Origin of the sequence: Streptomyces sp. CA-106110 (genome assembly GCF_050936285.1) — a bacterium.
In the GTDB taxonomy this organism is placed as follows: Bacteria; Actinomycetota; Actinomycetes; order Streptomycetales; family Streptomycetaceae; genus Streptomyces.
Map to the genome: position 1 here is coordinate 3,771,070 of NZ_JBNJNB010000001.1, position 26,342 is coordinate 3,797,411.

26 protein-coding genes are annotated in these 26,342 nt (G+C 72.4%); 16 read left to right on the forward strand and 10 right to left on the reverse strand.

The genetic code is table 11. The features are described from left to right. The first annotated feature begins 94 nt into the window (after nt 1–94). On the forward strand, nt 95–1,654 hold the full coding sequence (locus tag ACQEXA_RS17340; RefSeq protein WP_432933458.1) for a long-chain-fatty-acid--CoA ligase: 1,560 nt from the start codon (nt 95–97) through the stop codon (nt 1,652–1,654). An 11-nt stretch (nt 1,655–1,665) separates the two neighbouring features. Here the strand turns inward: ACQEXA_RS17340 and ACQEXA_RS17345 are convergent, their stop codons facing one another. Further along, entirely contained in the window at nt 1,666–2,322 is a 657-nt protein-coding gene (locus ACQEXA_RS17345) for an IS630 family transposase (protein ID WP_433134576.1), read from the reverse strand. Then, nucleotides 2,217–2,798: a helix-turn-helix domain-containing protein gene (locus ACQEXA_RS17350; RefSeq protein WP_433128951.1), complete on the reverse strand. Its 582-nt coding sequence runs from the start codon at nt 2,796–2,798 to the stop codon at nt 2,217–2,219. Before ACQEXA_RS17350 ends, ACQEXA_RS17345 begins: the two co-directional genes overlap by 106 nt. Before the next feature lie 185 nt (nt 2,799–2,983). On the opposite strand from ACQEXA_RS17350, the gene ACQEXA_RS17355 reads away from it, so the two are divergent. Then, complete coding sequence (locus tag ACQEXA_RS17355) at nt 2,984–3,766, forward strand: thioesterase II family protein (RefSeq protein WP_432933456.1); 783 nt, start codon at nt 2,984–2,986, stop codon at nt 3,764–3,766. A gap of 82 nt (nt 3,767–3,848) precedes the next feature. Further along, nucleotides 3,849–4,256 (forward strand): nuclear transport factor 2 family protein, encoded by a 408-nt coding sequence (locus ACQEXA_RS17360; protein WP_432933454.1) that lies wholly within the window; start codon nt 3,849–3,851, stop codon nt 4,254–4,256. A 25-nt stretch (nt 4,257–4,281) separates the two neighbouring features. Here ACQEXA_RS17360 and ACQEXA_RS17365 read toward each other — a convergent pair whose 3' ends face one another. The 3 genes from ACQEXA_RS17365 to ACQEXA_RS17375 form a co-directional block, all read right to left on the reverse strand. After that, nucleotides 4,282–5,127 (reverse strand): helix-turn-helix domain-containing protein, encoded by an 846-nt coding sequence (locus ACQEXA_RS17365; RefSeq protein WP_432933452.1) that lies wholly within the window; start codon nt 5,125–5,127, stop codon nt 4,282–4,284. A gap of 131 nt (nt 5,128–5,258) precedes the next feature. Beyond that, on the reverse strand, nt 5,259–5,960 hold the full coding sequence (locus ACQEXA_RS17370; protein WP_432933450.1) for a hypothetical protein: 702 nt from the start codon (nt 5,958–5,960) through the stop codon (nt 5,259–5,261). A 72-nt stretch (nt 5,961–6,032) separates the two neighbouring features. Next, nucleotides 6,033–7,496 carry an MFS transporter gene (locus ACQEXA_RS17375; RefSeq protein WP_432933448.1) on the reverse strand — a complete coding sequence of 488 codons (1,464 nt, stop codon included), beginning with the start codon at nt 7,494–7,496 and terminating at the stop codon, nt 6,033–6,035. Between the two features lie 300 nt (nt 7,497–7,796). Between ACQEXA_RS17375 and ACQEXA_RS17380 the strand changes: the two genes are divergently transcribed. The 12 genes from ACQEXA_RS17380 to serS all read left to right on the forward strand — a co-directional run bounded on the left by ACQEXA_RS17380 (nt 7,797) and on the right by serS (nt 20,238). Next, the gene (locus ACQEXA_RS17380; RefSeq protein ID WP_433130533.1) at nt 7,797–9,398 is read left to right on the forward strand and encodes an aldehyde dehydrogenase family protein; all 1,602 of its coding nucleotides are present in this window, start codon (nt 7,797–7,799) and stop codon (nt 9,396–9,398) included. A gap of 72 nt (nt 9,399–9,470) precedes the next feature. Next, a complete protein-coding gene (locus ACQEXA_RS17385) occupies nt 9,471–10,610 on the forward strand; it encodes an acyl-CoA dehydrogenase family protein (RefSeq protein ID WP_432933444.1) in 1,140 nt (379 codons plus the stop codon). Between the two features lie 67 nt (nt 10,611–10,677). Continuing rightward, nucleotides 10,678–11,961, forward strand: coding sequence for an aspartate aminotransferase family protein (locus tag ACQEXA_RS17390; protein WP_432933442.1), 1,284 nt, complete (start codon nt 10,678–10,680; stop codon nt 11,959–11,961). Nucleotides 11,962–11,963: 2 nt separating this feature from the next. After that, the gene (locus ACQEXA_RS17395) at nt 11,964–12,452 is read left to right on the forward strand and encodes a type II toxin-antitoxin system RatA family toxin (RefSeq protein ID WP_432933440.1); all 489 of its coding nucleotides are present in this window, start codon (nt 11,964–11,966) and stop codon (nt 12,450–12,452) included. A 74-nt stretch (nt 12,453–12,526) separates the two neighbouring features. Continuing rightward, entirely contained in the window at nt 12,527–13,084 is a 558-nt protein-coding gene (locus ACQEXA_RS17400; protein ID WP_359397908.1) for a hypothetical protein, read from the forward strand. Next, the gene (locus ACQEXA_RS17405) at nt 13,081–13,710 is read left to right on the forward strand and encodes a flavin reductase family protein (protein ID WP_432933435.1); all 630 of its coding nucleotides are present in this window, start codon (nt 13,081–13,083) and stop codon (nt 13,708–13,710) included. Before ACQEXA_RS17400 ends, ACQEXA_RS17405 begins: the two co-directional genes overlap by 4 nt. Further along, complete coding sequence (locus tag ACQEXA_RS17410; RefSeq protein ID WP_432933433.1) at nt 13,707–14,687, forward strand: VlmB-like protein; 981 nt, start codon at nt 13,707–13,709, stop codon at nt 14,685–14,687. The genes ACQEXA_RS17405 and ACQEXA_RS17410 overlap by 4 nt, the downstream gene beginning before the upstream one ends. Then, nucleotides 14,684–15,721, forward strand: coding sequence for a beta-ketoacyl-ACP synthase III (locus ACQEXA_RS17415; protein WP_432933431.1), 1,038 nt, complete (start codon nt 14,684–14,686; stop codon nt 15,719–15,721). The genes ACQEXA_RS17410 and ACQEXA_RS17415 overlap by 4 nt, the downstream gene beginning before the upstream one ends. An 84-nt stretch (nt 15,722–15,805) precedes the next feature. Next, nucleotides 15,806–16,036 (forward strand): acyl carrier protein, encoded by a 231-nt coding sequence (locus ACQEXA_RS17420; protein ID WP_433130536.1) that lies wholly within the window; start codon nt 15,806–15,808, stop codon nt 16,034–16,036. After that, nucleotides 16,036–17,253 (forward strand): beta-ketoacyl-[acyl-carrier-protein] synthase family protein, encoded by a 1,218-nt coding sequence (locus tag ACQEXA_RS17425; RefSeq protein WP_432933427.1) that lies wholly within the window; start codon nt 16,036–16,038, stop codon nt 17,251–17,253. The genes ACQEXA_RS17420 and ACQEXA_RS17425 overlap by 1 nt, the downstream gene beginning before the upstream one ends. Nucleotides 17,254–17,397: 144 nt before the next feature. Then, entirely contained in the window at nt 17,398–18,894 is a 1,497-nt protein-coding gene (locus ACQEXA_RS17430; protein ID WP_432933425.1) for an APC family permease, read from the forward strand. A gap of 36 nt (nt 18,895–18,930) precedes the next feature. Next, nucleotides 18,931–20,238, forward strand: a complete 1,308-nt coding sequence (gene serS / locus ACQEXA_RS17435; protein ID WP_432933423.1) for a serine--tRNA ligase — start codon at nt 18,931–18,933, stop codon at nt 20,236–20,238. 78 nt (nt 20,239–20,316) lie between these two features. Here serS and ACQEXA_RS17440 read toward each other — a convergent pair whose 3' ends face one another. Together ACQEXA_RS17440 and ACQEXA_RS17445 are read right to left on the reverse strand one after the other, a co-directional pair. Then, on the reverse strand, nt 20,317–21,093 hold the full coding sequence (locus ACQEXA_RS17440) for an AfsR/SARP family transcriptional regulator (RefSeq protein WP_432933421.1): 777 nt from the start codon (nt 21,091–21,093) through the stop codon (nt 20,317–20,319). A gap of 184 nt (nt 21,094–21,277) precedes the next feature. Beyond that, nucleotides 21,278–22,531 (reverse strand): MFS transporter, encoded by a 1,254-nt coding sequence (locus ACQEXA_RS17445; protein ID WP_432933419.1) that lies wholly within the window; start codon nt 22,529–22,531, stop codon nt 21,278–21,280. 217 nt (nt 22,532–22,748) lie between these two features. Here ACQEXA_RS17445 and ACQEXA_RS17450 point away from each other — a divergent pair, with 217 nt between their 5' ends. After that, nucleotides 22,749–22,979, forward strand: coding sequence for a hypothetical protein (locus ACQEXA_RS17450; protein ID WP_359397928.1), 231 nt, complete (start codon nt 22,749–22,751; stop codon nt 22,977–22,979). A gap of 10 nt (nt 22,980–22,989) precedes the next feature. Here the strand turns inward: ACQEXA_RS17450 and tatA are convergent, their stop codons facing one another. The 3 genes from tatA to ACQEXA_RS17465 all read right to left on the reverse strand — a co-directional run bounded on the left by tatA (nt 22,990) and on the right by ACQEXA_RS17465 (nt 26,316). Next, nucleotides 22,990–23,235, reverse strand: a complete 246-nt coding sequence (gene tatA, locus ACQEXA_RS17455; RefSeq protein WP_432933417.1) for a Sec-independent protein translocase subunit TatA — start codon at nt 23,233–23,235, stop codon at nt 22,990–22,992. Between the two features lie 140 nt (nt 23,236–23,375). Continuing rightward, a complete protein-coding gene (gene mgtA, locus ACQEXA_RS17460; protein ID WP_432933415.1) occupies nt 23,376–25,970 on the reverse strand; it encodes a magnesium-translocating P-type ATPase in 2,595 nt (864 codons plus the stop codon). Continuing rightward, entirely contained in the window at nt 25,960–26,316 is a 357-nt protein-coding gene (locus tag ACQEXA_RS17465) for an ArsR/SmtB family transcription factor (protein ID WP_432933413.1), read from the reverse strand. The genes mgtA and ACQEXA_RS17465 overlap by 11 nt, the downstream gene beginning before the upstream one ends. Nucleotides 26,317–26,342 lie beyond the last annotated feature (26 nt).

Sequence of the window (26,342 nt, forward strand, 5' to 3'; positions counted from 1 at the left end):
CATGTGCCGGCCGGGGACGAGGCCGCCACAGCGGCCCGCCCCCACCGCGCCCCGACACCGACGCACCACGCGGCACACCGAAAAGGAGACTTCCGTGGCCGGACCGAGCACGGACACCATCGCCGCCCGATCCACGCTGCACGCAGCCCGACGGCCGGACCACCCCGCGATCGTCTGCGAGGGCCGCGAGACCACCTACGCCGAGCTGCACCGCGCGAGCAACCGCACCGCCCACGCCCTCAAGGCGGCCGGCCTGTCCTTCGGCGACCGCGTCGCCTTCCTGGGCCGGGAGAACGAGCACTACTACGACCTGGCCCTGGGCTGCGCGAAGACCGGCGTCGTGCTGGTGCCCATCAACTGGCGGCTGACGGCCGCCGAGGTGGACCACATCCTGCGCGACTCCGGCGCCCGGACGACCTTTGTGCAGGGCGAGTTCCTGCCCGCGGTCGAGCGGGTCCGCGACGGTCTGCCGCAGCTGCGGGAGGTCCGCCGCTTCGACGGCGACGGCCACCGGGCCGAGGGCTTCCTCGCCTGGAAGGGCGACGTCCCGGACAGCGACGTGGAGGTGGAGATAGGGCCGGAGGACCCGATGGTGCAGATGTACACCAGCGGCACCAGCGGCCTGCCCAAGGGTGTGGTGCTGGCCCACCGCACGTTCTTCACCTTCATCGAGCACATGCGGCAGGCCGGCTGCGACTGGATCGACTGGCGGCCGGAGGACCGGACGCTGATCTGCTTCCCCGGCCTGCACTCGGGCGGCATGGCCTGGTTCATGCACGCCTTCAACGTGGGCGCGACCTCCGTGGTGATGGGGATGTTCATGGCCGAGGAGGCGGTGCGGCTGATCCCCGCGCACCAGGTCACCACCGTGTGGGCGGCTCCCGCGATGCTCGACATGATGATGGCCGAGCACACCGCCGGTCCTGAGGCGTTCGCCTCGCTGCGCAAGGTCGTCTACGGCGGCGCACCCATCTCGCCGTCGCAACTGGAGCGCTGCCTCGAGATGTTCGGCTGCGAGCTGGCCCAGATGTACGCCGCGGCCGAGACGGGCAGTGTGGTCACCTGTCTGACCCCGGCCGACCATGTGCTGGGCAACCCGCGGCTGACCTCGGCCGGCCGGGTCTGCCCCGGCAACGTCGTGCGAATCGTGGACGAGGACGGCAAGGAGCAGCCGACCGGGACCATCGGCCAGCTCAGCGTATGGACCCCGGCGCACTTCATCGAGTACTTCCGGCAGCCGGACGCCACCGCCCGCACCCTGGAGGACGGCTGGCTCAGGCTCGGCGACGCCGGCTACCTCGACGAGGACGGCTACCTCTTCCTGTGCGACCGGATCAACGACACGATCATCGTCGCCGGCCAGAACATCTACCCCGTCGAGGTGGAGAACGCGCTGCGGGCGCACCCCGCGGTCGCCGACGTCGCGGTGGTCGGTGTGCCCGACGCCCGCTGGGGCGAGACGGTCCGCGCGTGCGTGGTCGCCGCGCCGGGCGGCGAGATCACCGGCCGCGACCTGATGGTCTTCCTGCGCGGCAGGCTGGCCGACTTCAAGATCCCCACCAGCTACGAGTTCCTGGACGCCCTCCCCCGCAACCCCACCGGCAAGGTGCTGCGCAGGGAACTGCGCGAACGCATCGCCGCCGCGGCCGCCTAGTGCTGCGTTCCTCAAAGTAGGTAGGCGAACTTCCGGCGTAGTCGGCGGTGCGGTGGCGGGGGTCGCCCCCAAACCCACGGTTTGGCACGGGCGTTGAGCTGGGCGGTGGCCAGGCGGGTGGCCTGGTCGATCTCGTCGGGGTCGGCGAAGGTCTGCCCGGCCAGCGCGGTCTTGCGGAAGATCCGCCACCACCCCTCGGCCAGGTTCAGCCAGCACGCGCCGACGGGGATGAAGACCTGATGGACCCTCGGATGCTTCCTCAGCCACCTGCGGATGGGGCCGCTGGCGTGGCTGGAGAGGTTGTCGGCGACCACGTAGACCTGGCCCCGCGGGTTGGCCCGGGCGATCTCCTGCAGCAGCTTCAGCCAGCCGGCGGTGTTGCGGGACGGCGCGCAGAGGGTCACCTCCTGGCCGTCGCGGATGCGCAGGCCCCCGTACACCCAGGTCTTCTGACTGCCGCGGGCGTACTCCAGCGGCGCCTTGATCCTGTGCCCGTCGGGGGACCAGGCCGGCGCGGGGGCGAAGGTGCGCGGGATGACCGGGCCGAGCTCGTCGCCGCAGATCACCGTGGAGCGCGGCGGCGGGTCGGTGTAGAGCCCGACGACCGCCGTTCTTTTGGGGCGAAGTCGGGGTCCTTGCTGGTCGCCCAGGAGTGGGTACGGCGCCAGCGCACCCCCTCGGCCAGCAGGATCCTGCGCACCTGGCTGCGGTGCACGTCGATACCGCCGGCCCGGGCTGTCTCGGTGAGCGTATCCAGCGTCCAGGCCGGCGCTCCGGTCTCGTCGGCGGCCTGAAGGGCGCCGCCGGGGCCGGGCACCGGGCGCCCGGGAGGATCGCTTTGGGCCAGGGCGATGACCACCGAGCGCTCGGCCTCGGTCAGCCGGCGCGGGCGTCCGCTGATCGGCCGGTCGCCGAGCCCGTCGATGCCCTCGGCGTTGAACCGGTGCAGCCGCTCCCGCACGGTCTTGGGATGGCAACCCAGTTCGGCGGCGATGGCGGTGACCTGCTTCCCGGCCCAGCTGAGGCTGATCATGCGGGCTCGCAGGATCCAATCAGCGGGGGCATGACGAGCGCCGGCCAGCTTGCGGATCTTGTGCTCCTCGTCCGGATCACGCGCCGGACGCGCGTACAGAGGCAGATACATGGCACAGTCCTCCACCACGCATCATGCGCCCCCTGACGCCCAGCGGTCCACACCCACTTTGAGGAACGCAGCACTAGGCGGGCTGATCCGGGCGCCACCGCCGTCCGCGCCGGTCGCCGGTGGCCGCCGTCCCCGTGCGGCCACCGGCGACCTGTACCCCATCCGCAACCACCCGAAGGAGCACGATGACCGAGCCAGTCGCCGCCGTGGCGGACCGCTGGTTCCAGCCGGAGAGCGCGCCCGATGCCGGTACCCGGATCTTCCTGCTGCACTACGCGGGGAGCGGGGCGTCGATCTACCACGACTGGCCGCCGCTGATCCCCGCCGATGTCTCCACCCAGTGCATCCAGATGCCGGGCCGTCAGGAACGGCTCGATGAGGAGAAGTTCACCGATGTCCGCCCCCTGGTGGACACACTCGCCGACTGCTTCGCCGCCGAGCTGGACGGCCGCCCGTACGCCGTCTTCGGCCACTGCATGGGAGCGCTGGTCGGCTACCGGCTGGCCGTCGAGCTGCACGAGCGCGGCGAGCGGCCGCCGGTGCTGCTGGGCGCCTCCGCCTGGGCGCCGAAGGGCTTCCGCACCCCGCCCCCGGAGCAGCTCCAGGTGCCGCAGAGCGAGCTGGTGGACTGGGCCCGCGGGCTCGGCTCGCTGCCGGAGAGCATCCTCGACGACACCGAGGCGCTCAGCCTGATGATGCCGGCCATGCGGGCGGACCTGGAGGTCTGCGCCAGCTACCGCGACGACGACGCCGAGGTGCCGTGCCCGGTGGTCACCTACAGCGCCGACAGGGACCCGCTGGTCGACCCGGAGGCGATGGCGTCGTGGGTCCCGCGCACCAGGTCCTATCTGGGCAACCGCCTCTTCCGCGGCGGGCACTTCTTCATCCACGAGGAGACGACGTCGATCACCGCCGACTTCGTCCGCCTGCTGCGCGGCCGGGTCGCCGGGGCACAGCCGGCGTTCTGACCCGCACCAGCACCCCCATCGCCACCCGCGCCGGTCCGGACACCACCGGGCCGGCCCGAGGAGAACCAGGAAGGAGCCCCATATGACTGCCGGCAATCCCAACGAGTTCGCCGACCGCTATGTCGCGGTCTGGACCGAGACCGACCCCGAGGCCCGCCGCAAGGGCGTCGAGGAGCTGTGGGCGGACGACGGCGCCTACGCCAACGCCATCGCCGTCGTCCGCGGCCACGAGGCCATCGCCACCCAGGTGGGCTACGCCCACGACGCCTACGCCGCCGGCGGCTTCACCTTCCGCTCGTGCAGCAACGCGCGCGGGCAGCACAACACGCTGCGCTTCAACTGGGTGATGGTGTCGGAGTCCACCGGCGCGCTGGAGGCCGTCGGGTTCGACTTCGTCACCCTGGACGACGACGGCCGCATCCTCTCCGACCACCAGTACTTCGACATCCCGCCGAGCTACGTGGTGCCGCCGCCCGGGGAGGAGAGCTGACCGCGAGCCCCGCGGCGCGCTGCGCTCACGCTGCCCCCGCCGGGTCCTGCCCGGCGGGGGCAGACGCGTGCAGACGGTTGAGCAGCTCGCCGGTGGGCCCGTCCGCGGGCAGGAACGCCTCGACGGCCAGTTCGGCGACGGTGACGTCGAGCGGCATGCCGAAGGTGGCGATGGTGCAGATCAGGGAGAGCTCCATGTCCCGGTACCGCAGCCGCAGCGGGAGTGTGAGGTCGGCGTTGTCGGTGCGGGGCGGCCGGGTCGGCTCGCCGCCACCCGGATAGGTGCGCAGCTCCCGGTACAGCTCGGCCAGGCCGGGCTCGGCGGTCAGCTCCACCCGCCGCTGCAGACGCAGCAGCAACTGGGCCCGCCAGTCGGCGAAGTTCAGGATCCGCGGCTGCATGCCCTCGGGGTGCACGGCCAGCCGCAGCGCGTTGACGGGAGGCCGCAGCAGGTCGGACGCGGCGTCCTCGGCGAAGAGCGCGAAGCCGCTGTTGCTGAGCACGATGTTCCAGTTGCGGTCCACGACGAGGGCGGGGAAGGGTTCGTGCCCCGAAAGGATCTGGCGGAGCGCACCACGCACGGGAAGCATCTCGGCAACGTCCAGAGGAGAGTCTGTGTAGGCGGGCGCGTAGCCGGCGGCCAGCAGCAGCTGGTTCTGCTCACGCAACGCCAGGTCCAAATGCCGGCCCAGACGCACCACCATGTCCCGGCTGGGCTTGGACCGCCCTGTCTCCAGGAAGCTGAGGTGCCGTGCCGAGATCTCGGCCCGGGTGGCCAGTGCGAGCTGGCTGTAGCCCCGCTGCTCCCGCCACCAGCGCATCAATTCGCCCACCGGGCGGGACACTTGCCGACTTTCCTGCACCTCGGTCATCTCATCACCCTGCATCATCCTGGGCGTCAGGCACAACCACGAAAGCGGGCCGCGGGCGGTGACGGGGGACACCGCCCGCGACCTGCCGCCTCTTGGCCCGCGGCGCCCGTCCGGTGCCGCGGGCCAGGGGCTCACGCCGGGTGCTGACCTGCCCCGGCGAAGCGGTAGTGCTCGCGGACCTGGCCCTGCTCGTCGCGGAGCAGGAAGTCCACGCCGGTCTCGCCCGACTCCGCCCGCCACGGGTAGCGGAAGGCGTCGTGCTGCGCCGAGGCGCTGCCCGCCGGGCGGCGCGGACCGCCGGCCGTGAGCGCGACCGCGACGGCGTCCACACCGTCGTACACACCGCTCTCGTCGACGAGTCGGGCACCAGGCAGATAGAGGTCCGCGATCTCCTTGCGCAGCCGCTCGGCTCCGGCGGCGACCGCCGCCAGGTGCCGCTCGGCCTGACCGTCGAGGTCGGCGGAGGCGGCCGGGGGCTCGTTGAACTGGTAGTCGGCGACGATCCGGCCCTCGACGTCCAGCAGCACCACGTCGAAGCCGACCGCGAGCACCGCATCGCTGTCGCCCGGCGACATCACCCAGTTGAACGCCAGCGCGTCGTGGTGCCCGACCGGGTCTCCGCCCGACCGGAAACGCAGCCCCTGGCCGCCCACGAACTGGTCGTACGCCTCGGTGACGCGGGCCACCAACTCCTCGGTGCCCTGGAAGCGGCGGGTCTGGGTGTAGTGCAGCCCGTCCGGGGCCCACAGGTCCGCCACCTCGGCCCGCCGGACGGCGGAGTCGGGCTCGTTCCACATGGCGACGTAACGCTGCAGCAGTTCACTGGCACTCACGTGCAACACTCTCTCTCCGTCGGACCCGGAGCGGCGCGGGGGTCACCGCTCCGGGAGATCATTCGGGGTGGGTCACTTGCCGGCGTTCGTGCGGGGCAGCGCCTGGACCAGGAGGGCCAGGGTGGCGGCGACCGCCACGAGGAAGATGATCCCCATGTCGAAGGCGTGCGGGTAGGACGAGGCCACGGGGTGGTCGCCGAGCGCGTTGTAGAAGATCACACCGATCACCGCCACACCGATCGAGTTGCCGATCTGCAGACCGGTGGTCAGTACGCCGGAAGCCGAGCCCGCGTACTGCGGGTTCACCCGGGCGAGCACCGTGGACGCCAGCGGGGCGACCGCCAGGCCCATGCCGGCGCCGTCGATGACCAGGCCGGGGATGAGCCACGGGGTGTGGCCGCCCGTGCCGAGCTGTGCGGCGGTGACACCGATGACGACCAGGCCCACGGCCATGAGCAGGGCGCCGACGGCCAGCACTTGACGGCCGAGCTTGGCGGCGAACTTGGTCGCGTTCATCGAGGTGTACATGTAGCCCGCGCCGATGGCGGCGAAGAGCAGGCCTGCCTGAAGCGCGCTCAGACCGCGGCCGGCCTGCATGTACAGGGCGAGCACCAGGAAGAACGACGCCTGGCCCATCCAGAAGACCAGCTGGCAGGCGAGGCCGACGACGAAGGCGCGGTCGCCGAACATCGCGATGTTGACCAGCGGCGACCCGCCGCGCGCGGCGATCGCCCGCTCGACACCCACGAAGACGGCCAGCAGCACGGCGAACACACCGAAGGAGATCCAGGTCCAGGCCGGCCAGTCGTGCTGACGGCCCTCGATGAGCGGCAGCACCAGGGCGACCAGCGCGAGGGTGATGACGCTGACGCCGAGGAAGTCCAGCTTCGGCCGGCCCTCGGCCCGTGACTCGGGGACCAGCTTCAGGGTCAGGCCGATGATCAGCAGGCAGAACGGCAGGTTCACCAGGAAGCAGGAACGCCATCCCCAGCCTGCGATGTCGGCCTGGATCAGCAGGCCGCCGATCAGCTGCCCGAAGACGGCCGCAAGACCCATGGCCAGGCCGTAGCCCGCGAACACTTTCAGGCGCGCCGCACCGGTGAAGATCGTGCCCAGAAGTGCCAGTACCTGGGGAGCGAGCATCGCCGCGGCCAGGCCCTGGAGCACCCGGGAGAAGATGAGGAACTCGCTGGACTGGGCGACGCCGCACAACAGCGACGCGACGGTGAACAGGCCCAGGCCCAGCAGGAACATCCTGCGGCGCCCGTACAGGTCGCCTAAACGTCCGCCGGTGATCAGCCCCACGCCGTAGGCCAGGCCGAACCCGGCGACCACCCACTCGATGGCGGAGGCACTCGCCTTGAGGTCCGTCTGCAGCGAGGGGATGGCGACGTTGACGATGAAGAAGTCGAGGGTGGTGATGAAGACGCCGGCCAGCACGGTCGGCAGGATCAGCCGATGGGGCACGGTCGGATTCCCGGCCGCCGGCGTGGGCGGTGACGGCGCCGAGGCGCTGCGGTTGGTCTCGGTGGTCATCGTTCGTACTCCAGATCGATCACGTGGATGTTCACCAGGCGCCCCCGGCCGGGTGGACGCGTGGGCCGAGTGCTTTGTCAAGCGTGTCGTCCGGTTGTCAGAGGGGTCAATTACCTACCAGGTAATCACCGGTGCCCGGCCGTACGAAGACTGACGGGAAATCACCGCGCACACCCGGCTCACCGGGTTTTGTCGAGCCCGGATCAGCCTCGCGTCAGTGCGCGGTCAGAGCGGACTGCAATCATCAATCCGATTTCGCCTGGAATCCGATTTCGATTGCATTTCCGAAGGGTCCGCAGGATGAATCCGGGGAAAAAGTTCCGCAGTTACGGGCTGTTTATCGCGGGAAAAGACATCGAGGGGGACGGCTGGGTTTACACCGTGAGCGCCAAGTCGCTTCTTGAGGATGTCTTCACCAGTGTCAGCCTCAAACGCACCCTCGAGAAGGACGCGGACTCACCCGCCGCGAATCACCCCTACGTGATCGGCCGGTGCGCGGTCGCCGACGACGCGGCCATCGACCTCGCCGCCGAGGCCGCGGCCGCGGCCGCCCCCGGCTGGGCGGCGGTCCCACTGGAGCGACGCATGCGGCTCGGCACCCTCTTCCGCGAGGAACTGCTGTGCCGCAAGGACGAGTTCGTGGAGATGCTGGTCGCCGAGTCCCATCCGGTGAAGCTGGCCCGGTGGGAGCTCAGCTGCCTGCTCCAGGTCTACAGCGAGGCGAGCATCCGCTGGTACGCGCAGCAGATGCACACCGAGTTCGAGGACGGCGGGCGCCGGCTGATCGTCCGCCGCCAGCCGGACGGCGTGGTTGCCTTCAACCCGCCGCAGAACGCCCCGGCGCCCAGCGCGGCCCTGGCGGTGCTGGCCGTGATGGCCGGGAACGCGGTCGTGGTGCGCGCCCCGCGCAGTATCGCCCTGAGCACCCTGTGGGTGCTGCGGGACGTGGCCGCGCCGCTGCTGGACGAGGTGGGGGCGCCCCCCGGAACGCTCAACGTGGTCTGCGCCAACCCCAAGCAGACCCTGGACCGCTGGATCACCAGCCCCCTGATCGACGACATCTTCTACATCGGCGGCAGCCAGGAGGGCCTGCGCTTCCAGGAGCAGTGTGTGGCGCACGGCAAGAAGCCGATCCTGGAACTGGCTGGCAACGACGGGATCATCGTCTGGAAGGACGCCGACCTCGCCTACGCCGCAGAGGCGATCACCGAGTCGTTCTACGGCTCCGGGCAGATCTGCATGGTGCCCAACTACGTGCTGGTGCACCCCGAGGTCGCTGACGACCTCATCGCCGAGGTCGAGCGGCAGGTCGCCGGCGTGCGGCCGGGCTACCCCGACGAGGAGGACGTGCTGCTGTCGCCGGTGCGCCGCACCGAGCGGTTCTTCGGCCTGCTGGACCGGGCCCTGGAGCAGGGCGCGCAGCTGGTGACCGGCGGCAGGCGCACCGAGCTGGACGGCACGCCCTCGGAGACGGGCGTCTTCCTGCAGCCGACCGTGCTGCGGGTGGACGGGCTGAGCGCGGCCCGGGAGCACGACGTGGTGCGGCACGAGACGTTCTTCCCTCTGCTGCCGATCGTGGTGGCCGAGCCGGGCACCGACGAGGTCCTGGTCGACCGCTTCCTGGACTTCGTCAACACCAACGAGTACGGGCTGCGCAACTCGCTGTGGGCCAAGGACGAGAAGGTCGTGGACACCTTCGTGCAGCGGGTGGTCAACGGCGGCCTGCTGAAGGTCAACGACTCGCACATCGGCTTCCTGCCCTACCTCCCCAGCCACGGCGGGACCGGTCTGACCGGCGGGGTCTTCGGTGAGGCCAACTACCCGATGCTCAAGACCTCCCACATTCAGGGCGTCAGCCTCGCGCGGGACGTCAGCCCCCACCAGACCGTCTTCGGCAGCTGACCCGCCCGCCGGCGCGCCCCCGGGGCGGCCGGCCGACCCCACCCGCGAACACCCTTGAACGAGGTGACACCCATGAGAACTCTCGACGCCGCCCGCGACACCTGCGAGCGCTTCCACCCCGGACTGGTGAAGGCCCTGTCGGCCCCGCCGTTCGAGGAGCGCGAGGCCCCCGGCAGCCAGGTGGTCGACCTGTTCCGCTCGGCCGCCGGCGTGGGGCTGCTGATCCCCACCGAGTACGGGGGCCTGGGCGCCGACCCGGTGGACGCCGTGCTCGTGCAGCGGGCCGTCGGCGCGCTGTCGCCGTCGCTGGCGGCGGCCTCGACCATGCACCACTTCACCGCCGCGATGCTCTACGCCCTCGCCGGCGGCCCGGGCCGGCTGACGCCCGCCCAGACCGAGGTGTTGCACACGGTGGTGCCGGAACAGCGGCTGATGGCCTCCGGCTGGGCCGAGGGGCGCACCCAGCAGAACATCCTCACCCCGGCGGTCACCGCCGACCCGGTCGAGGGCGGCTACCTGCTCAACGGCGTCAAGAAGCCGTGCAGCCTGTCGCGTTCGATGAGCCTGCTGACCGCGAGCATCGCGGTGCCCGGCCCGGACGGCACGCGGGAGCTGGCGCTCGCGCTGGTGGACTCCGCCTCGCCGGGCCTGACCGTCCACCCCTTCTGGGCCAGTGAGGTACTGGCCGCCGCCCAGAGCGACGAGGTGCGTCTGGCGGACGTCTTCGTGCCCGAGGACATGGTGGTCCGCACCACCGCGGACGACCCGGACCGGATCGAGGACCTGCAGAACGCCGGTTTCGTCTGGTTCGAGATGCTGGTGTCGGCCGGGTACGCCGGAGCCGCCGCCGGGCTGACCGAGGAGGTGCTGGCCCGCGGGCGCGGCAGCGCGACCGAGCGCGGCACCCTGCTGATCCGCACCGAGTCCGCCTTCGACCTGCTGCTCGGGGCCGCCCGTGCGCTGCGCGACGGGGTCGGCGGCGAGGACGCCGTCTCCCAGGTGCTGATCGCCCGGTTCGCCGCTCAGGAGGCGCTCTCGCTCGCCACCCAGCAGGCGCTGGAGCTGCTCGGCGGCATCGACTTCATCCGGTCCTCGGCGCACCTCCGGGCGGCGGCTTCGGTGCGCCCGCTCGCCTTCCACCCGCCGTCCCAGGGCTCCACCGTCGAGCCGCTGCTGGCGTACGCCGGCGGCGCCCCCCTCGACCTGTCCTGAGACCGGGACGAGGCCCGGACCACCCCGCCCCCTACCGGCCCACCCACGGACCGAAAGCGAGTCACCGATGACCACGACCGTCGACACCCCGGTCGGCCAGGAGGAGGAGATCCTCCGGCTGTACCGGGCCCATCTGAGCAAGGGCCGGGCGACCCTGGCCGAGCTCTTCGGCACCCATATGGAGGTCGCGTCGCAGGGAGCCTGGCTGACCACCTCCGACGGCGAACGCTTCCTCAACGCGGGCGGATACGGCGTCTTCATCATGGGCGCCCGCCACCCCGTCGTCATGGAGGAGGTGCGCCGGCAGCTGGAGACGCATCCCGTGGCCACCCGCATCCTGCTGGAGCCCACCGTCGCCCGCGCCGCCGAGGCGCTGGTCTCGGTGGCCCCGGAGGGACTGGACCGCGTGCACTTCGCCCTGTCCGGAGCGGAGGCGGTGGAGACCGCCCTGAAGCTCGCCCGGGCAGGCGGCCGCAAGCGGACGGTCTCGATGAAGGACGGCTACCACGGCAAGACGCTCGGCGCCCTGTCGGCCACCGCCAAAGAGGTCTACCAGGCACCCTTCCGCCCGCTGATCCCCGACGTGGTGCACCTGCCGTTCGGCGACATCGACGCGTTGCGCACGGAGCTGTCGCAGCACCCGGGCGAGGTCTGCGTGATCCTCGAGCCGGTGCAGGGCGAGGGCGGCGTGATCGTCCCGCCCAAGGGCTACCTCAAGCAAGTCGAGGAAGCGGTCCGGGAGTTCGACGGGTTCCTGGTGCTGGACGAGGTGCAGACCGGCTTCGGCCGGCTCGGCGAGTGGTGGGGCCTGGACGCCGAGGGCGTCCGCCCGGACGTGCTGCTGGCCGGCAAGGCGCTCGGCGGTGGCGTGGTGCCGGTCTCGGCGGCCATCGCCACCCGCAAGGCGTTCCAGCCCTTCGACAAGGACCCCTACGTCCACACCGCGACCTTCTCCGGCCAGCCGCTGCTGATGGCGGCCGTGCAGGGCACCGTCCGGGCGATCCGCGAGGAGGAGCTGGTGCCCCGCGCCCGCGAGCTCGGCGCCCGGCTGCTGCCGCGGATCACCGAGATCGCCCGGCGCAACATCCCCGACCTGGTCGTGGACGTGCGCGGCCAGGGCCTGCTGATCGGCGTCGAACTGGTCGAGCCGGGACTGGCCGGCGAACTGTTGATCGAGCTGTTCAACCACGGCGTGGTCGCCAACCATTCGATGAACGGCTCCTCCGTGGTGCGGTTCACCCCGCCCGCGATCCTCACCGACCGGGACGTCGAATTCCTCCTCGACTCCTTCGACAAGGCCACCGTCGACCTCGTGCGGCGCTCGGCCACGATGCCCGAAGGCGGCAACTGACCATGCGACACGTCGAACTCCACGCCCTGGTGCGCCTCGCCTCCGCCGAGGAGGTCTTCGTAACCGTCCCGCGCTGGGAGCGCTACCCGGAACTGGCCCCGCACGTCCGGTCCACGAAGGTGCACGCGACCCTGCCCGAGCGGGTCGGCAGCTCCAGCTGGGAACTGCACTTCCGCAGCGGGCTGTTGCGCTGGACCGAGGAGGACACCTTCCTCCCCGACGAGCTGGAGATCCGCTTCGAGCAGACCGACGGCGACTTCGACAGCTTCGAGGGCGTGTGGACGCTCCGCCAGCAGGGCCCGGACGTCTCGGTCGTCTTCCACGCCGACTTCGACTTCGGCATCCCGAGCCTCGCCAGCATCCTCGACCCGATCGCCGAGCGCGTCATCCGGGAGACCGTGGCCTGGGCCGTCACCGGCTTCTTCCCCGGCACCACGATCCTCGACGCGGACATCGACCTCGACGCGGCAACCGCCCCGAGCGCGGGCTGACCACAGGCCGACGGCGAGCGGTCGGCCCGCCGCCGGCACCGCACATCTCTCCGGAGTCAAACAGGAGTTCAACCGTGGACCAGGCCAATCCCTTCGAGACGCCGAAGACCTTCTCCCTGCACCGCGCCGAGTACCTGGTCGGCCTGGCAGTGACGACCGGTCTGATCGTCGCGCACGCCACCGACATCCGCTGGCTGCCCGCCGTCGTGCTCTTCCTCTACATCGACCTCATCGGCTACATCCCGGGCGCGATCGCCTTCCGGCGCTCCGGCGGTGCCCCGATCCACAAGGGCTACTACGTCGCCTACAACGTCATGCACAGCCTGATCACGCAGGGCGCCGTCGCCGCTCTGTGGTGCTGGCTGGTCGAGCCGGAGTGGGCGCTGCTGGTGCTGCCCTTCCATCTGTTCGGCGACCGCGGCCTGTTCGGCAACTTCATGAAGTCCTTCGCGCTGCCCTTCGAGCCGGTTCGCCAGCCGGGGTATCTGCGGCTGCTGGACGACCTGGGGCTGAAGCACCCCAAGCCGGTCGGCCACGCGAGCGACCCGGCCCCGGTGGGCCACATACCCGCCTCCGCAGCCGCCCGGACGCTGGGCGCGACCGTTCCGACCGGACAGGGGGCGACCCGATGACCAACGTGACACTGCGCAGCCGCTGGAGCGCCCACGACCGCGCCCTGCGCCGGCTGGCCGTGCCGGTGTCGGTGCTCACCGCCGTCCACGAGGGCCGCAGGCACGGCACCACCGTCAGCACGGTCACCCGGATCTCCCGCCGCCCGCAGGTGCTGGGCGCGTGCCTGAAGCCCGGCTCGGTGCTGGCCGGCCTCGCCACCGCCGAGGGCCGGTTCGCGGTCAACGTGCTCAGCAGCGAACAGGACCGGCTGGCCCGCTACTTCGCCGAAAGCTCCCGGCCCGACGGCGCCGCCCAGTTCCAGGGCATCGACTGGCACCCGGCCGCCTACTCGGAGGCACCGCTGTTCCCCGGCGCCCTGGCGCACTACGACTGCCGGGTGGTGGGCCGCTTCCAGGTCGGCGACCACGAGGTGCTGCTCGGCGCGGTCGTCAACGCCGACACCGGCGAGGGCGACCCGCTGATCAGCTACACCGGTGAGATGTTCGCCGGGACCCTGATCCCGGTCGCCGAGAGCGACCGCGGCGCCCCTCTCGTCAGGGACTCGGCACTGGTCGACGCCCGACTGCCGCTCGCCCCGCCCGCCTTGCCGCTCCCGCCGCCCCTCAAGGAGAACGTGCCGTCATGAACGCGCCCACCGCCCAAGAGGCCGACTGGGACTCCGCCCCCGGCCTGCTCGACGGCGCCAAGGAGCTGGCCCTCGGCCCGGACCGGTGCAATCTGGCGTACTGGTTCACCGAGGTCGCGCAGGGCACCCTGCGGGACCGCGGGGCGACCGGGCACCACGAGAAGGCCGAGGTCCCGGAGTTCCTGCGCCGGCCCGGACCGCTGCGCGAGGCGCTGGTCCTGGAGTTCGGCTTCCGCAGCCTGGCCGAGGAGATCGCCACCCGCCTGCTGGGCCACTACGTCTCCCGCGCCCCCGGCATCCCGGAGATGGAGTTCTACGCCACCCAGCTGATGGACGAGGCGCGCCACTCCCGGGTGTTCCGCAACCATCTGGTGGAGCTGGGCCTGCCGGAGCGCACGCTGCAGGCCGACATCGAGGAGATGGCCGCGGACTACCGGCGGGAGGTGCTCCAGCCGGTGGAGGACTTCACCCTGGAGATCATCCGCGACCAGGGCGACTTCCCGGGCGGGGTGGCCGTGTTCGCCATCGTCATCGAAGGGGTGCTCGCCCCGGCCGCCGAGCTGAGCGAGCGCAAGTGGACGCCGCTGTCGGCGGCCACCCAGGAGATCTCCCGGGGCACCGCCATCGACGAGATCCGGCATCTGACGGTGGCCAGCACCATCCTGCGCGACCACATCCGCGACAACCCCGGGTACATGCCGCGGCTGCTGGAGATCCTCGCGGCCGGCACCGAGCTGTGGGACCGGGTGCCGGACCGGCCCTACGTCATCCACCGCGAGGAGCTGTTCCAGCAGGGAATGACGGAGCAGGCCGAGTTGATCGGCGACTACGAGGTCTGGCCGGGCGTGCGGCTGCTCGACACCACCCCTGAGCAGCGCTACGACATGGCCGAGCGGTGGACCGACGAGATGGCCGCGAGCCGGATGGTCTACATGGGCCTGCCGTTGGACGCCATGGAGCGGAGTGAGCGTCCGTGACGCCGCCGCCGTTCACCACCCTCCCGGCCTTCGGCGCCCCCGCCGGGCGGGCGGCCGTGGTCGCCGGGGTCGGCGGCTACGTACCGCCGACGGTGGTCACCAACGAGGACCTGGTGGCCCGTCTGGACACCTCCGACGAGTGGATCCGCACCCGGACCGGCATCGCGTCCCGGCATGTCGTCACCCCGGGCACCGCCACCTCCGACCTCGCCGTCGAGGCCAGCCGGCGGGCCCTCAAGTCGGCCGAGGACTCCCAGGTCGACGCCGTGGTGCTGGCCACCACCACGCCCGACCACCCCTGCCCGGCGACCGCCCCCGCGGTGGCCACCCGGCTGGGGCTGAGCGGGGTGCCGGCCTTCGACGTGGCCGCGGTCTGCACCGGCTTCCTGTACGCCCTGGCCGCCGGCGCCGGCTTCATCGCCTGCGGACTGGCCGGCCGGGTGCTGGTCATCGCCTCGGACGCGTTCACCACGATCATCGACCCGGCCGACCGCGGCACCGCGGTGATCTTCGCCGACGGCGCCGGCGCCGTGGTGCTGCGGGCCGGTGCGGCGGACGAACCGGGCGCGCTCGGCTCGGTGGTGCTCGGCAGCGACGGCGAGCTGAGCGACCTCATCACCGTGCCGGCCGGCGGCTCGCGGCAGCGCTCCTCGGGCCTTCCTCCAGAGCCGGGCGACGAGTTCTTCCACATGGCCGGGCGCGCCACGTACCGGCACGCGGTGGAGCGGATGACGGCGGCCTCGCTGCAGTCGCTCGGCTACACCGGCTGGCGGCCGGAAGAGGTCGACCGGTTCGCCGCACACCAGGCCAACGCGCGCATCCTCGGCGCGGTGGCCGAACGGCTCGGCATCGGGCCGGAGCGCCGGCTCTCCAACATCGAGCACGTCGGCAACACCGGCGGCGCCTCGATCCCGCTGCTCCTGGCCCAGAGCGCGGCCGACGGCAGCCTGACCGCCGGCGACCGGCTGCTGCTGACCGCCTTCGGCGGCGGCCTGGCGTGGGGCGCGGCGACCCTCACCTGGCCCGAGCTGTAGCCGGCGCCCGACCCGCCCGCCGCGCATCCGCAGTCCCGTACCACCCCGCACACCACACGACCGTCAACCGGAGGCGAGCACACCATGTTCGAGAGCGTGAAGGAAATCCTGGTCAACAAGCTCAAGGTCGACCCCGAGCAGATAACCCCCGAGGCCACCCGGGAGGACATCGAGCTGGACTCGCTGGCCGTCGTCGAGCTGTCGCTGGTGCTGGAGACCGAGCTGAACGTGTCCGTCTCCGACGACGAGCTGCTGGAGGCGGAGACCGTGGGCGACATGGTGGCGCTCATCGAGCAGCGGAGTGCGCGGGTGTGATGGCCGGCACCGACATCGCCGTCACCGGTCTCGGCCTGGTCACCCCGGCCGGGACAGGCACCGCCGCGAGCTGGGCGCGCGTGCGCGGCGGGCGCCCGACCGCGGCGTTCGACCCTGTCCTCGAGAGCCATCCGGTGCGGATCTCGTGCCGGGTGCCGGACTGGGATCCGGACGCCCTGCTCGGCGCACGACGCGCCCACCGGCTCGACCGTTTCAGTCAGTTCGCGTTGGTGGCGGCGCGCGAGGCGATCACCGACGCCGGCCTGGACCCGCCCACATGGGACGGCGCCCGGGTCGGCGTGGTGCTCGGCTGCGCCGACGGCGGCCCGGGCACGGTGGAGGAGCAGCACCGGGTGCTGGTGGAGGACTCGCCGGACCGGGTCTCCCCGCTGCTGCTGCCGATGCAGCTGCCGAACATGCTGGCCGGGCAGACGGCCATCGAGTTCGGCGCCACCGGCCCGAACCTGGTGGTGGCCACCGCCTGCGCTTCGGGGACCACGGCCATCGGGATCGCCCGCGACCTGCTCCTGCTGGGCCGGTGCGACGTGGTGCTGGCTGGGGGCAGCGAGGCCATGATCACACCCTTGGTGATGGCCGGCTTCGCTCGTATGGGCACGCTGTCGCGGCGCACCGATCCTCCGGCCGCCGCCTCCCGCCCGTTCGATGTGCACCGCGACGGTTTCGTGGCCGGCGAGGGCGCCGGGGTGCTGGTCCTGGAGCGGCCGGCCGACGCGCGCGCCCGCGGCGCCCGGGTCCGCGCCCGGGTGGCCGGGTACGGCGCCTCCGCCGACGGCCACCACATCACCTCGCCGCACCCCGAAGGGGTCGGGCTGGAAGTGGCGATGCGCGCGGCGCTCGCCGACGCCGACGCGCTGCCGTCGGACGTCGGGCACGTCAACGCGCACGGCACCGCCACCCGGCTCAACGACCTCGCCGAGGCCCGGGTGGTGCACCGTGTGCTCGGCGATCCGCTGGTGACGTCCACCAAGGGCGTCACCGGTCATCTGCTGGGCGCGGCGGGCGCGGTCGAGGCCGCGTTCACCGTGCTCAGTCTGGAGGAGCAGGTGGTGCCACCCACCGCCAACCTCGACGTCCCCGATCCCGTCTGCGAGGTGAAGGTGGCCGCCACGGCCACGGAGACACGCTTCGACCTCGCCCTGAGCAGCTCCATGGGCTTCGGCGGCCAGAACGCCGTGCTGGCCATCGCGGCCGCCTGAAGCCGGCCAGGCCCAGCCGACGCTTGACCGGTCGCCGCCCAGCGGGGTGGTCGGCGGCCCGGCCCGCTCGTCCCGCTCCCCATCGGCCCGGGGCCCCGCCCCGTCCGAGCCGCCGACGACGAACCGACACCCCAGGAGCACGCCGTGACCGCCGGAACCCCTCCCTCCCACGCGCCCACCAGATCCCTGACCACCAGTTACATCGTCTTCATGATCGTTGCGGCGGCGGCCCCGCTGTCCGCGATGGTCGGCACCGTCCCGCTGGCGTTCGCGATCGGCACGGCCGAAGGTGTCCCGGCCGCGTTCGCGTTCGCCGGCGTCACCCTGCTGTGCTTCTCCGTCGGGTACGCGATCAGCGCCCGCCGCACCGGCGGCTCCGGCGGCTTCTACGCCTCCATCGCCGACGGCCTGGGCCGGCCCACCGCGGTCGGCAGCGGCTGGGTGGCGGTGGTCTCCTACAACTGCGCCACCATCGGCCTGGTCGGCGCGCTGGGCTACTTCACCAGCCTGGTGCTGTTCGACCACGGGGTGCACCTGTCGTGGGAGTGGTGCGCCGCGATCGGGCTGGCGCTGATCGCCGTCCTCGGCTACCGGGACATCGCCATCAGCGCCCGTGTGCTGGCGGTGCTGATGCTCGCCGAGATCGGCATCCTGGCCGCCCTGGACGTGGCCGTGCTCGTCCGGCACGGTGTGCACGCGCTGCCGGGCGCCTCGTTCACCTGGCACGCGGCCGCTGGCCCCGGTGTCGGTGTCTCGCTGATGTTCGCCTTCGTGTCGTTCATCGGATTCGAGTCGGCCGCGCTGTACGGCAAGGAGGCCAAGAACCCCCGCCGCAGCGTGCCGCGCGCGACCTATGTCGCCGCGGTGCTGATCTCCGGCTTCTACGCGCTGACCAGCTGGGAGGCGGTCGGCGCGATCGGCTCGGGCCAGGTGCGGGAGACCGCCGGGAAGCAGCTCGGCGACCTCTTCTTCACCCTGGGCGACGACTACCTCGGGTCCGCGGGCAGCACCGTCCTGCAGATCATGCTCTGCTCCAGCCTCTTCGCCGCGACCCTGGCGCTGCACAGCGCCTCGAACCGGTACGCGCAGGTGCTGGCCGACGACGGCCTGCTGCCCTCGTTCCTCGGCCGGCTGCACCCGAAGCACGGCTCACCGCACCTGGCCAGCGTCGTGCAGGTGGCGGTGTGCGCCGCCGCCGTGGTCGGCTTTGCGGCCGGCGGCCTTGACCCATACGCGAACATGACGACGAGCATGCTCGGCCTGGGCACCCTCGGGATCGTCGTGCTCCAGGCGCTGGCCGCGCTGTCCGCGGTGGCCCTGCGCCGCAAGGGCATCCGGCTGGGCTGGTGGCAGGGCACGATGCTGCCGCTGCTGGGCTTCGCGGGCCTCGCCGCCACGGTCTATCTGGTGGTCGGCAACTTCGACGTGCTGACCGGTGCAACCGGCGGCGTCGTCGTCCAGCTGCCGTGGGTGATCCCGCTGGTGGCCGCGCTCGGGGTGCTGTGGGCTCTGCGGCTGCGCGCCGTCGCCCCCGCGCGCTACCGGGCGCTGGCCACCGCGCATGTCGCCCCCGAGGACCAGGTGGACCGCACCGCGCCGAACCAGGCCCCCGCCCCCGCCCCCGTCTCCAAACCGGCCTGACCCCGGCCACTGTTCAGGCGATCAGGAGGAAACGACGTGCACGACGTACGCGAGCTGATCGAGAGCGGCCCGGAAGCGGAACGCCGGCTGGCCCGCCGCGGTCACCCGATCGACCTCGACGGGCTGCGGGCCGCGCAGCAGCGCCGGCTGGCCGCGCTGGAGGCGGTGAACGGGCTGCGGGCCGAGCTGAAGAAGGCGTCCCGCGGCCCGCGTGGGGCCGGGGGCCCGGCAGCCGTCGGCGGGGCGGGCCCGGCGGGCGACGACCCGCGGGAGCGCAACCGTCGCCTGCGCGAGCAGGTGCAGGCCGCCGAGGCCGAGGCCCGGGAGGCCGGCCAGGAGCTGGAGCGGCTGCTGCTGACGGTGCCGAACCTGCCGTCGGACGACCTGCCCGACGGCTTCAGCGAGAAGGACGCGCTGGAGGTACGACGGGTCGGCCCGCAGCGCGGCTCGGGCCCCGGCCTCGGCCGGCACCACGCCGACCTCGGCGAGAAGCTGGGCGTGCTCGACTCCGGGGCGGCGGCGAAGCTGTCCGGAGCGCGGTTCAGCGTCAGTCGCGGCCCCGGGGCCCTGCTGGAGCGGGCCCTTGCGTCCCTGCTGCTGGACCTGCACACCCGGGAGCACGGGTACACCGAGTACTCGGTGCCGCACCTGGTCAGCCGGGAGACCATGACCGGCACCGGGCAGCTGCCGAAGTTCGAGGAGGACCTGTTCGCCACGACCGTGGGCGGCCGGGAGATGTTCCTGATCCCGACCGCCGAGGTCCCGCTCACCAACCTGGTGGCGCGAGAGGTGCTCGACGAGCGCGAGCTGCCGCTGGCGATGACCGCCCATACCCCCTGCTACCGGGGCGAGGCGGGCTCCTACGGCCGTGACACCCGCGGCATCCTGCGGCTGCACCAGTTCGAGAAGGTCGAGCTGGTGCGGGTCTGCCGGGACGAGGACGCCGGGGAGCAGCTCGAGCTGATGCTGGGCCATGTCGAGGAGTGCCTGAAGCGGCTGGACCTCTCGTACCGGGTGGTGCTGCTGCCGGCCGGCGACATCGGCTTCTCGGCGCGCACGACGTACGACGTCGAGGTGTGGCTGCCCGGCAGCGACACCTACCGGGAGATCTCCTCGGTGTCGGACTGCGGCACCTTCCAGGGCCGCCGGGCCGGCATCCGCTACCGGGCGGGCGGCTCCCGGAGGATCGCCGCCACGCTCAACGGCTCCGGCCTGCCGATCGGACGGACCGTCGCCGCGCTGCTGGAGCAGGGCCAGCAGACGGACGGCTCGGTGCTGCTGCCCGAGGCGTTGGCCTCCTGCACCGGCTTCCGCCGGCTGCTGCCAGGGGGCGGCACCGAGTAGCCCGGACAGCACCGAAGGCGCGGGTCTGCCGGGAGTGGGTACTCCCGGCAGACCCGCGCCCGTGCCGTCAGGGGCCGGTCAGGCGGTCCGGCGCAGCAGGGCGGTGGAGCGGTGGAGCCCCGGGTCCTGGTTGAGCATCTGCCGGAACAGCTGGCGCAGCTTCGGCGACGGCTCCATGCCCAGCTCGTCGACCAGCCGCAGCCGGGCCGCGTTGTAGACACCGACCGCCTCGGCCTGGCGCCCGCACTGGTAGAGCGCCACCATGAGCAGCTCGGTGATCCGCTCCCGCCACGGGTGGGCGATGCTCATCCGCTTCAGCTCCCCCACCACCCGCATCGGCTCACCCGCGCGGATACGCAGCCAGAAGGCGTCCTCCCGCGCGGACAGGTACTCCTCCTCCCACTCCGTGGCCGCGCTCTGGCACAGCGGTCCGACGGCCGCGTCGCCCAGCGGCGCGCCCTGCCACAGCCCGAGCCCCTGCTCCAGGAGTTCCTGGGCGGCGGGCAGGTCCTCGCCCTCCATCGCCCGGCGGGACCGGCGTATGTACGCGCGGAAGCGGTTGAGGTCTATGTCCTCCGGCTCCACGTCGAGGCTGTAGCCGGACGCCCGGGTGCGCAGCACGTCCGCCGCCGGGCCGTCCACCAGCTTGACCAGTGTTCGTCTCAGTCGCGACACATGTGCCTGGAGCGCGTTCTCCACAGTGGCCGGGGGGTTCTCCCCCCACAGCTCGCTGTACAGCGTCGAGACGGGCACGACCGCCGGGGCCTGGATGAGCAGGCTCGCCAGCAGACAGCGTTGTCGCAGTCCTGGAACGGCGTGGAACGTGCCACCGATGCCGACCGCTATCGTGCCCAAGATCCGGAACTGCAAGAAGACCAACCCCCGTGTGCTCTCAGCCTGCGGCTCTGCGCCGCCCGTTCCGGTGCTTTCCGGAACAGGCGCATTGTGAGGGTGGGACCTAGAGCCCGGCTCGACACCGCGCACGGGCCCGAGCCGTCGGACACCGTCACCGGGTGCGGCGAACGCGGCAGCACCGTGGTCAGCGTTCGCTCCGCACCGCCACCGCCGCCGCCAGGACCGCGCCCGCCGAGAGCACCACCGAGAAGCAGACCATCGTCGTCGGCATGCTCAGATGACGGATGAGCTCGCTGAAGAGGATCGAGGGCAGACCCAGGCCCGCGTACGCGACGACGAAGTAGACGGCGAGGACGCCCGCCCTGGACGCGGGGGCGGCCGCGGTCACGGACTGGACGAGACCGGCCTTGAACAGGATGCCCGAGCCCGCGCCCGCCAACGTGGCGGCCGTGAGGAAGAGCCACAGCGTCGAGCCGTACACGGACAGGGCCACCAGGGCCAGCCCGGACGGGAAGGCCACCATCCCCACGGCGAGCAGGCGCCGCGGCGGCAGCGCGGCAAGGGCCAGCTGGGCCAGCGCGGCGGCGCTGAACATCAGGAACGGCGCGAGACCCGCGACGAACTCCGAGGAGACTCGCAGTTCGGTGTGGAGAATGACCGCGCCCAGCGCCGTGACCAGGCCGAAGAGGGCGAAGGAGCAGAAGCCGAGCCCCGCGGCGGAGGCGAACACCGGGCGCCCGCCGGCGCACAGGGCGAACCGCTCCGGCTTCTGCCGCACCGTACGGCTCCGGTCCACGGTCTCCGGCGTGACCAGGCTGAGCACCAGACACACCGCGAGGGCCAGCGCGAAACCGAACTGCGTGACCGTCAGTGGATCGGGCACCCACTGCGCCACCGCTCCGGCCACCAGCGGACCGAGGGCGAGGCCGCCGAGGTTGGCCGCGGTCGCGACCACCTCCGGGAGCACGGCCTCGGGCCGGTGGGGGTGCGCGCCGGCGTACAGGTCGTGCAGGTACGCGGTGGCCGTGGAGGCCATGAGGCCGATGCCCACCCCGTTCAGGAACCGGCCGGTCATCAGGCCGGGGAGGTCCTTCCACCAGGTCAGGAGGAGGGCGGCGGCCAGCGCCACGGCAAGGGCCGGGACGACGACACGGCGGCGCCCGAAGCGGTCGGAGAGATGCCCGAGGGCAAGGAAGCCGACGGCCGCACCGCCGACCAGCATGGCGAACACCACGGTGATCGTGGTCACCCCGAACCCGTCGCGGGACGCGTAGAGCGGCCACAGCGGGGTGGGTGCGGTACCGAACGCCATCAGGACGGCGAACGCCACCGCCACGAACCAGAATCCGGCGCCCTGTCCGACCGGGCGCAGACCTGGGCGCCGTCGGCCCGACGAGGCGGGGACGGCGGATTCGGCGGTCCGGGGCTGGGTCGGCATGGAGGGCCTCTCCGCTCGGTCGGCGCCGGCCGGGCACCGATGGACTCTCATGACCCCAGAGTTCCCACCATACGAGCATCAAAGGCGGCGAAGCGCGCGGCGAAGGCAGGCGCCGGGATGCGCCGGCCTCGCCGGTGGACCGGCTTGCCGCACGCCCGGTGAACCACGTGGTAGAGCTCACAACACTGCCGCGAATGCGCAACTTTAAAGTACAGCCATGGATCTTCACGTCGCGACGAAGTGGGAGACCGCGGTGCTCGCGGGAGGGCCGGCCGACGGCCTGCGCATGCAGGTCGCGGGCCGGCCCTCGGTGTTGCAGGTCACCTACCCCTGCCAGGTCGACTCCCCGCAGGACGGTGTGCGGGTGGAGGCGGTCTACGTCTACCGGCGCCGACTCGGCGTGCAGGGCGAACCGTTGACATACGGCTACGACTGCGCCAGCCCCTGACGGAACCGGTTCAGCGGGCGGCGGACGACGGCTGCTCCGGGGTCGCCTCCGCGGAGGTGCGGACGGCCGTGGGCGTCACGGGATCGACGTCCGCGGGCGCGTCCCCTTCCTTCATCGCCTTCGCCTCGCTCTTCAGGATGCGCATCGACCTGCCCAGCGCGCGGGCGGTGTCGGGCAGCTTCTTCGAGCCGAACAGCACGATGACGACGATCGCCACGACCAGCAGGTGCCAGGGTTCCAGTCCGTTGCGGAGCATGAGCGCGCCCGCCCTTCCTCGCCTGGGCGGAGGACGCGTGCGCCGCTCGCCCGTCCCATGATGATTGCTACATTGCGCAACTGTACAACTGTCCAGCGGACCCTACCGGTCCGAGACGGCGCCGAGTGTCGGCATGCTCCTCATCCGGCCCTACGGCCGGTCAAACGCAGGCTCTGCCCGTCGTAGCCCCAACGCCGCTCGTAGCGTGCCCTGATCGCCCACAGGGCCAGGGCGTACAGCGCGAGGACGGTGCCGACCAGCAGGTAGTACGCGACCGGAAGCGCCGGCAGGCCGAGGAGTGCGCCGAGCGGGGTGACGGGCAACAGGAGCCCGACGGCGGCGAGCGCGCCGGCTGCCCCGCCGACCGGGCCCGGGCGGCGGCCTTCGGCGAGGCTCCGGCCGGACCGCAGCAGCAGCATGACCAGGGCCTGGGTGAGGAGGTTCTCCGTGAACCAGGCGGAGTGGAAGACCGCTGCGTCGTCGAGCGCGTCGGGACCGCGCAGGCTGAGGGCGAGGACGCCGAAGGTGGCGAGGTCGGCGACCGCGTTGACCACGCCGAAGCCGGTGATGAAGCGCAGGAGGTCGTGCGGGCGCAGCACGGTGGGCCGCGAGAGCTCCCATGGCGGGAGACGGTCGTGGGCGAAGGCGAGTTGAGCCGCGTCGAAGCACAGGTTCTGGGCGAGTACCTGGGCCGGGAGCATCGGAAGGAAGGGCAGCAGGAGGCCGGCGGCGAGCATCGCGAGGACGTTGCCGAAGTTCGAGGAGAGCGTGACCCGCAGATACGTGGCGATGTTGCCGCCGCTGCGGCGTCCGGCGGCCACCGCGTGGTCGATCGCGGTCAGGTCCTTGTACGCGAGGACGACCTCCGCGCTCTCGCGGGCGACGGCGACGGCCTCGCGCGGGGCGATGCCCACGTCCGCGGCGCGCAGCGCGGGCACGTCGTTGACGCCGTCGCCGAGGAAGCCGACGGTGTGCCCCGCCGCGCGCAGCCCGGCGACGATCCGCGCCTTGTCCTCGGGGGTGCAGCGGGCGACGACGGTCGCGGCCAGTTCGTCGGGCGCGCCGGCGGTGCGCAGGTCACCGGGGTCCAGACCGAGGTCGCGGCAGGCACGGGCCGCGGTGCCCGGGTGGTCGCCGGTCAGGACCCGGACGGTGACGCCGCGTGCGGTGAGGTCCCGTAGGGCGCGCTCGGCGGTCGGTGCGAGGGCGTCCCGGAAGGTGACGAAGCCCCGGAAGGTCAGGCCGCGTTCGTCGGCGGGGGTGTAAGGGCGGACGCGGGCGGGACGGTCGGCGGTCGCAACGCCGAGCAGTCGCAGACCGCCGGCCGCCTCGCGCGCGGCCCGTGCGAGCAGCCGTTCCCGCTCCGCGGGCTCCAGTGCGCAGCGCTCCAGTACGTCCTCGGGAGCGCCCCTGACGAGGAGGGTGTGGCTGCCGAGGCGGCCCCGGACCACGGCGGTGGCGAGCCGGCGGACCGGGTCGAACGGCAGGGCGGCCACTCCCTCGTACTCCTCCCAGGCCCCGTCGGCCGCGTCCAGAAGCGCCTCGTCCAGGGCGTCCGCGAGGGGCAGGTCGGCGATGTGGAGGGTCCACCAGGCGCCCGCGGCCGCCCAGCGCAGCACCTGGGGGGCGTCCTCGCCCTCGGCGTCCAGGGCCCGTTCGACGACCGGCCGGTCCTGGGTGAGGGTGCCGGTCTTGTCGAGGCAGAGCACGTCCACAGCACCGAGGTCGTGCAGGGCGGGCAGCCGTTTGACGATCACCCCGTGGGCGCGGGCGAGCCCGGAGGCGCCGCGGCCCAGACAGGTGGTGACGATGACCGGCAGCATCTCGGGGGTGAGGCCGACCGCGACCGCGACGGCGAAGGGGAGCGTCTCAAGACCCCGGCCGCGCAGCGCCGCGTTGGCCATGAGGACCAGCGGCGGGGTGAGCAGCATGAACCGGATCAGCACCCAGGAGATGCCGTGCACGGACCGGTCGAAGGCGCTCGCCCCGCGCCGGGCGCCGACGGCGTACGCCTTGGCGAACCGGGTTCGGGCCCCCGTCTCGAGGACGAGCGCGGTGCCGCTGCCGGATGCGACGCTGCTGCCCTGGAAGCAGAGGTGGGGCTGGTCGAAGGGCCCGCCGTCGCAGGCCGCGGGGGTGTCGAGGGCGTGCTTCGCCACCGGCGCCGACTCCCCGGTGAGGGCTGCCTGATGCACCGTCAGGCAGCTGGACCGCAGCAGTCGTACGTCGGCAGGGACGAGGTCGCCGGGCGCGAGCCGGATCACGTCACCGGGCACCAGTTCGGCGGTGGGTGTCTCCCGCGCCGGCCCGGGCCGGCGCGCGCCCTGCCCTTCGGCACCGGCGCGGCCTGCCGGCTCGAGCGCCGTGTCCGGGCGGCGCAGCACGGTCGCGGTGGCGGCGACGAGATCGCGCAGCGCGGCCGTCGAACGGTCGGCCCGCTGTTCGCCGGTGGCGCGCAGGACGCAGCTGACCACGACAAGGAAGAGAATCACGCAGGCGGTGCCCCAGGCGGCGACGGTGGCGGAGACGAGGCCGAGGCAGAACAGGACCGTGGTGAACGGGTCGCGCAGACCGCGTAGGAAGAGACGGGCCCAGGAGGTCGTACGGGTCTCGGGGAGCACGTTCTCCCCGAAGTCCGCGAGCCGTGCCGCGGCCTCCGCGTCGGTGAGTCCGCGCGGCGTGCTCTCCAGCCGCCGCAGCTCCTGCAGCGAGGTGGCGGCCGTGTCAGAGGCCACGGAGACGGGGTGCCGCGGCGCCGCTCTGCGCGGCGCGATCGGTGAGCTGGCCCACCATCAGCCGCACCACGGTCACCACGTCCGCGTCGTCGACGAAGTAGACCTGGCGGCGGCCCTCCCGACGGGAGCGGACCAGCCCGGCGAGCTTGAGTTTGGTCAGATGCTGGCTCACGGCGGGCAGCGCGCCGCCGACCCGCTCGGCGAGCCCGGTGACATCGCTCTCGCCCTGCGCGAGCGCCCACACGATGTGCAGCCGCGCGGGCGAGGCCAGAAGCCCGAAGGCGGCGGCCGCCTCCGTCAGCACCTCGGCGGACGGGTCCTGGAAACCACCGCCACCTGCCGCCACCGTCGCCCTCCTGTCCCACCCCGCCG

Excerpts from the sequence above, each read along its gene's own strand:
- ACQEXA_RS17350 (WP_433128951.1), bottom strand. The coding sequence starts at position 2,798 with ATGTATCTGCCTCTGTACGCGCGTCCGGCGCGTGATCCGGACGAGGAG.
- ACQEXA_RS17355 (WP_432933456.1), top strand. The coding sequence starts at position 2,984 with ATGACCGAGCCAGTCGCCGCCGTGGCGGACCGCTGGTTCCAGCCGGAG.
- ACQEXA_RS17360 (WP_432933454.1), top strand. The coding sequence starts at position 3,849 with ATGACTGCCGGCAATCCCAACGAGTTCGCCGACCGCTATGTCGCGGTC.
- ACQEXA_RS17365 (WP_432933452.1), bottom strand. The coding sequence starts at position 5,127 with ATGACCGAGGTGCAGGAAAGTCGGCAAGTGTCCCGCCCGGTGGGCGAA.
- ACQEXA_RS17375 (WP_432933448.1), bottom strand. The coding sequence starts at position 7,496 with ATGACCACCGAGACCAACCGCAGCGCCTCGGCGCCGTCACCGCCCACG.
- ACQEXA_RS17380 (WP_433130533.1), top strand. The coding sequence starts at position 7,797 with ATGAATCCGGGGAAAAAGTTCCGCAGTTACGGGCTGTTTATCGCGGGA.
- ACQEXA_RS17385 (WP_432933444.1), top strand. The coding sequence starts at position 9,471 with ATGAGAACTCTCGACGCCGCCCGCGACACCTGCGAGCGCTTCCACCCC.
- ACQEXA_RS17390 (WP_432933442.1), top strand. The coding sequence starts at position 10,678 with ATGACCACGACCGTCGACACCCCGGTCGGCCAGGAGGAGGAGATCCTC.
- ACQEXA_RS17395 (WP_432933440.1), top strand. The coding sequence starts at position 11,964 with ATGCGACACGTCGAACTCCACGCCCTGGTGCGCCTCGCCTCCGCCGAG.
- ACQEXA_RS17405 (WP_432933435.1), top strand. The coding sequence starts at position 13,081 with ATGACCAACGTGACACTGCGCAGCCGCTGGAGCGCCCACGACCGCGCC.
- ACQEXA_RS17410 (WP_432933433.1), top strand. The coding sequence starts at position 13,707 with ATGAACGCGCCCACCGCCCAAGAGGCCGACTGGGACTCCGCCCCCGGC.
- ACQEXA_RS17420 (WP_433130536.1), top strand. The coding sequence starts at position 15,806 with ATGTTCGAGAGCGTGAAGGAAATCCTGGTCAACAAGCTCAAGGTCGAC.
- ACQEXA_RS17425 (WP_432933427.1), top strand. The coding sequence starts at position 16,036 with ATGGCCGGCACCGACATCGCCGTCACCGGTCTCGGCCTGGTCACCCCG.
- ACQEXA_RS17445 (WP_432933419.1), bottom strand. The coding sequence starts at position 22,531 with ATGCCGACCCAGCCCCGGACCGCCGAATCCGCCGTCCCCGCCTCGTCG.
- ACQEXA_RS17450 (WP_359397928.1), top strand. The coding sequence starts at position 22,749 with ATGGATCTTCACGTCGCGACGAAGTGGGAGACCGCGGTGCTCGCGGGA.
- tatA (WP_432933417.1), bottom strand. The coding sequence starts at position 23,235 with ATGCTCCGCAACGGACTGGAACCCTGGCACCTGCTGGTCGTGGCGATC.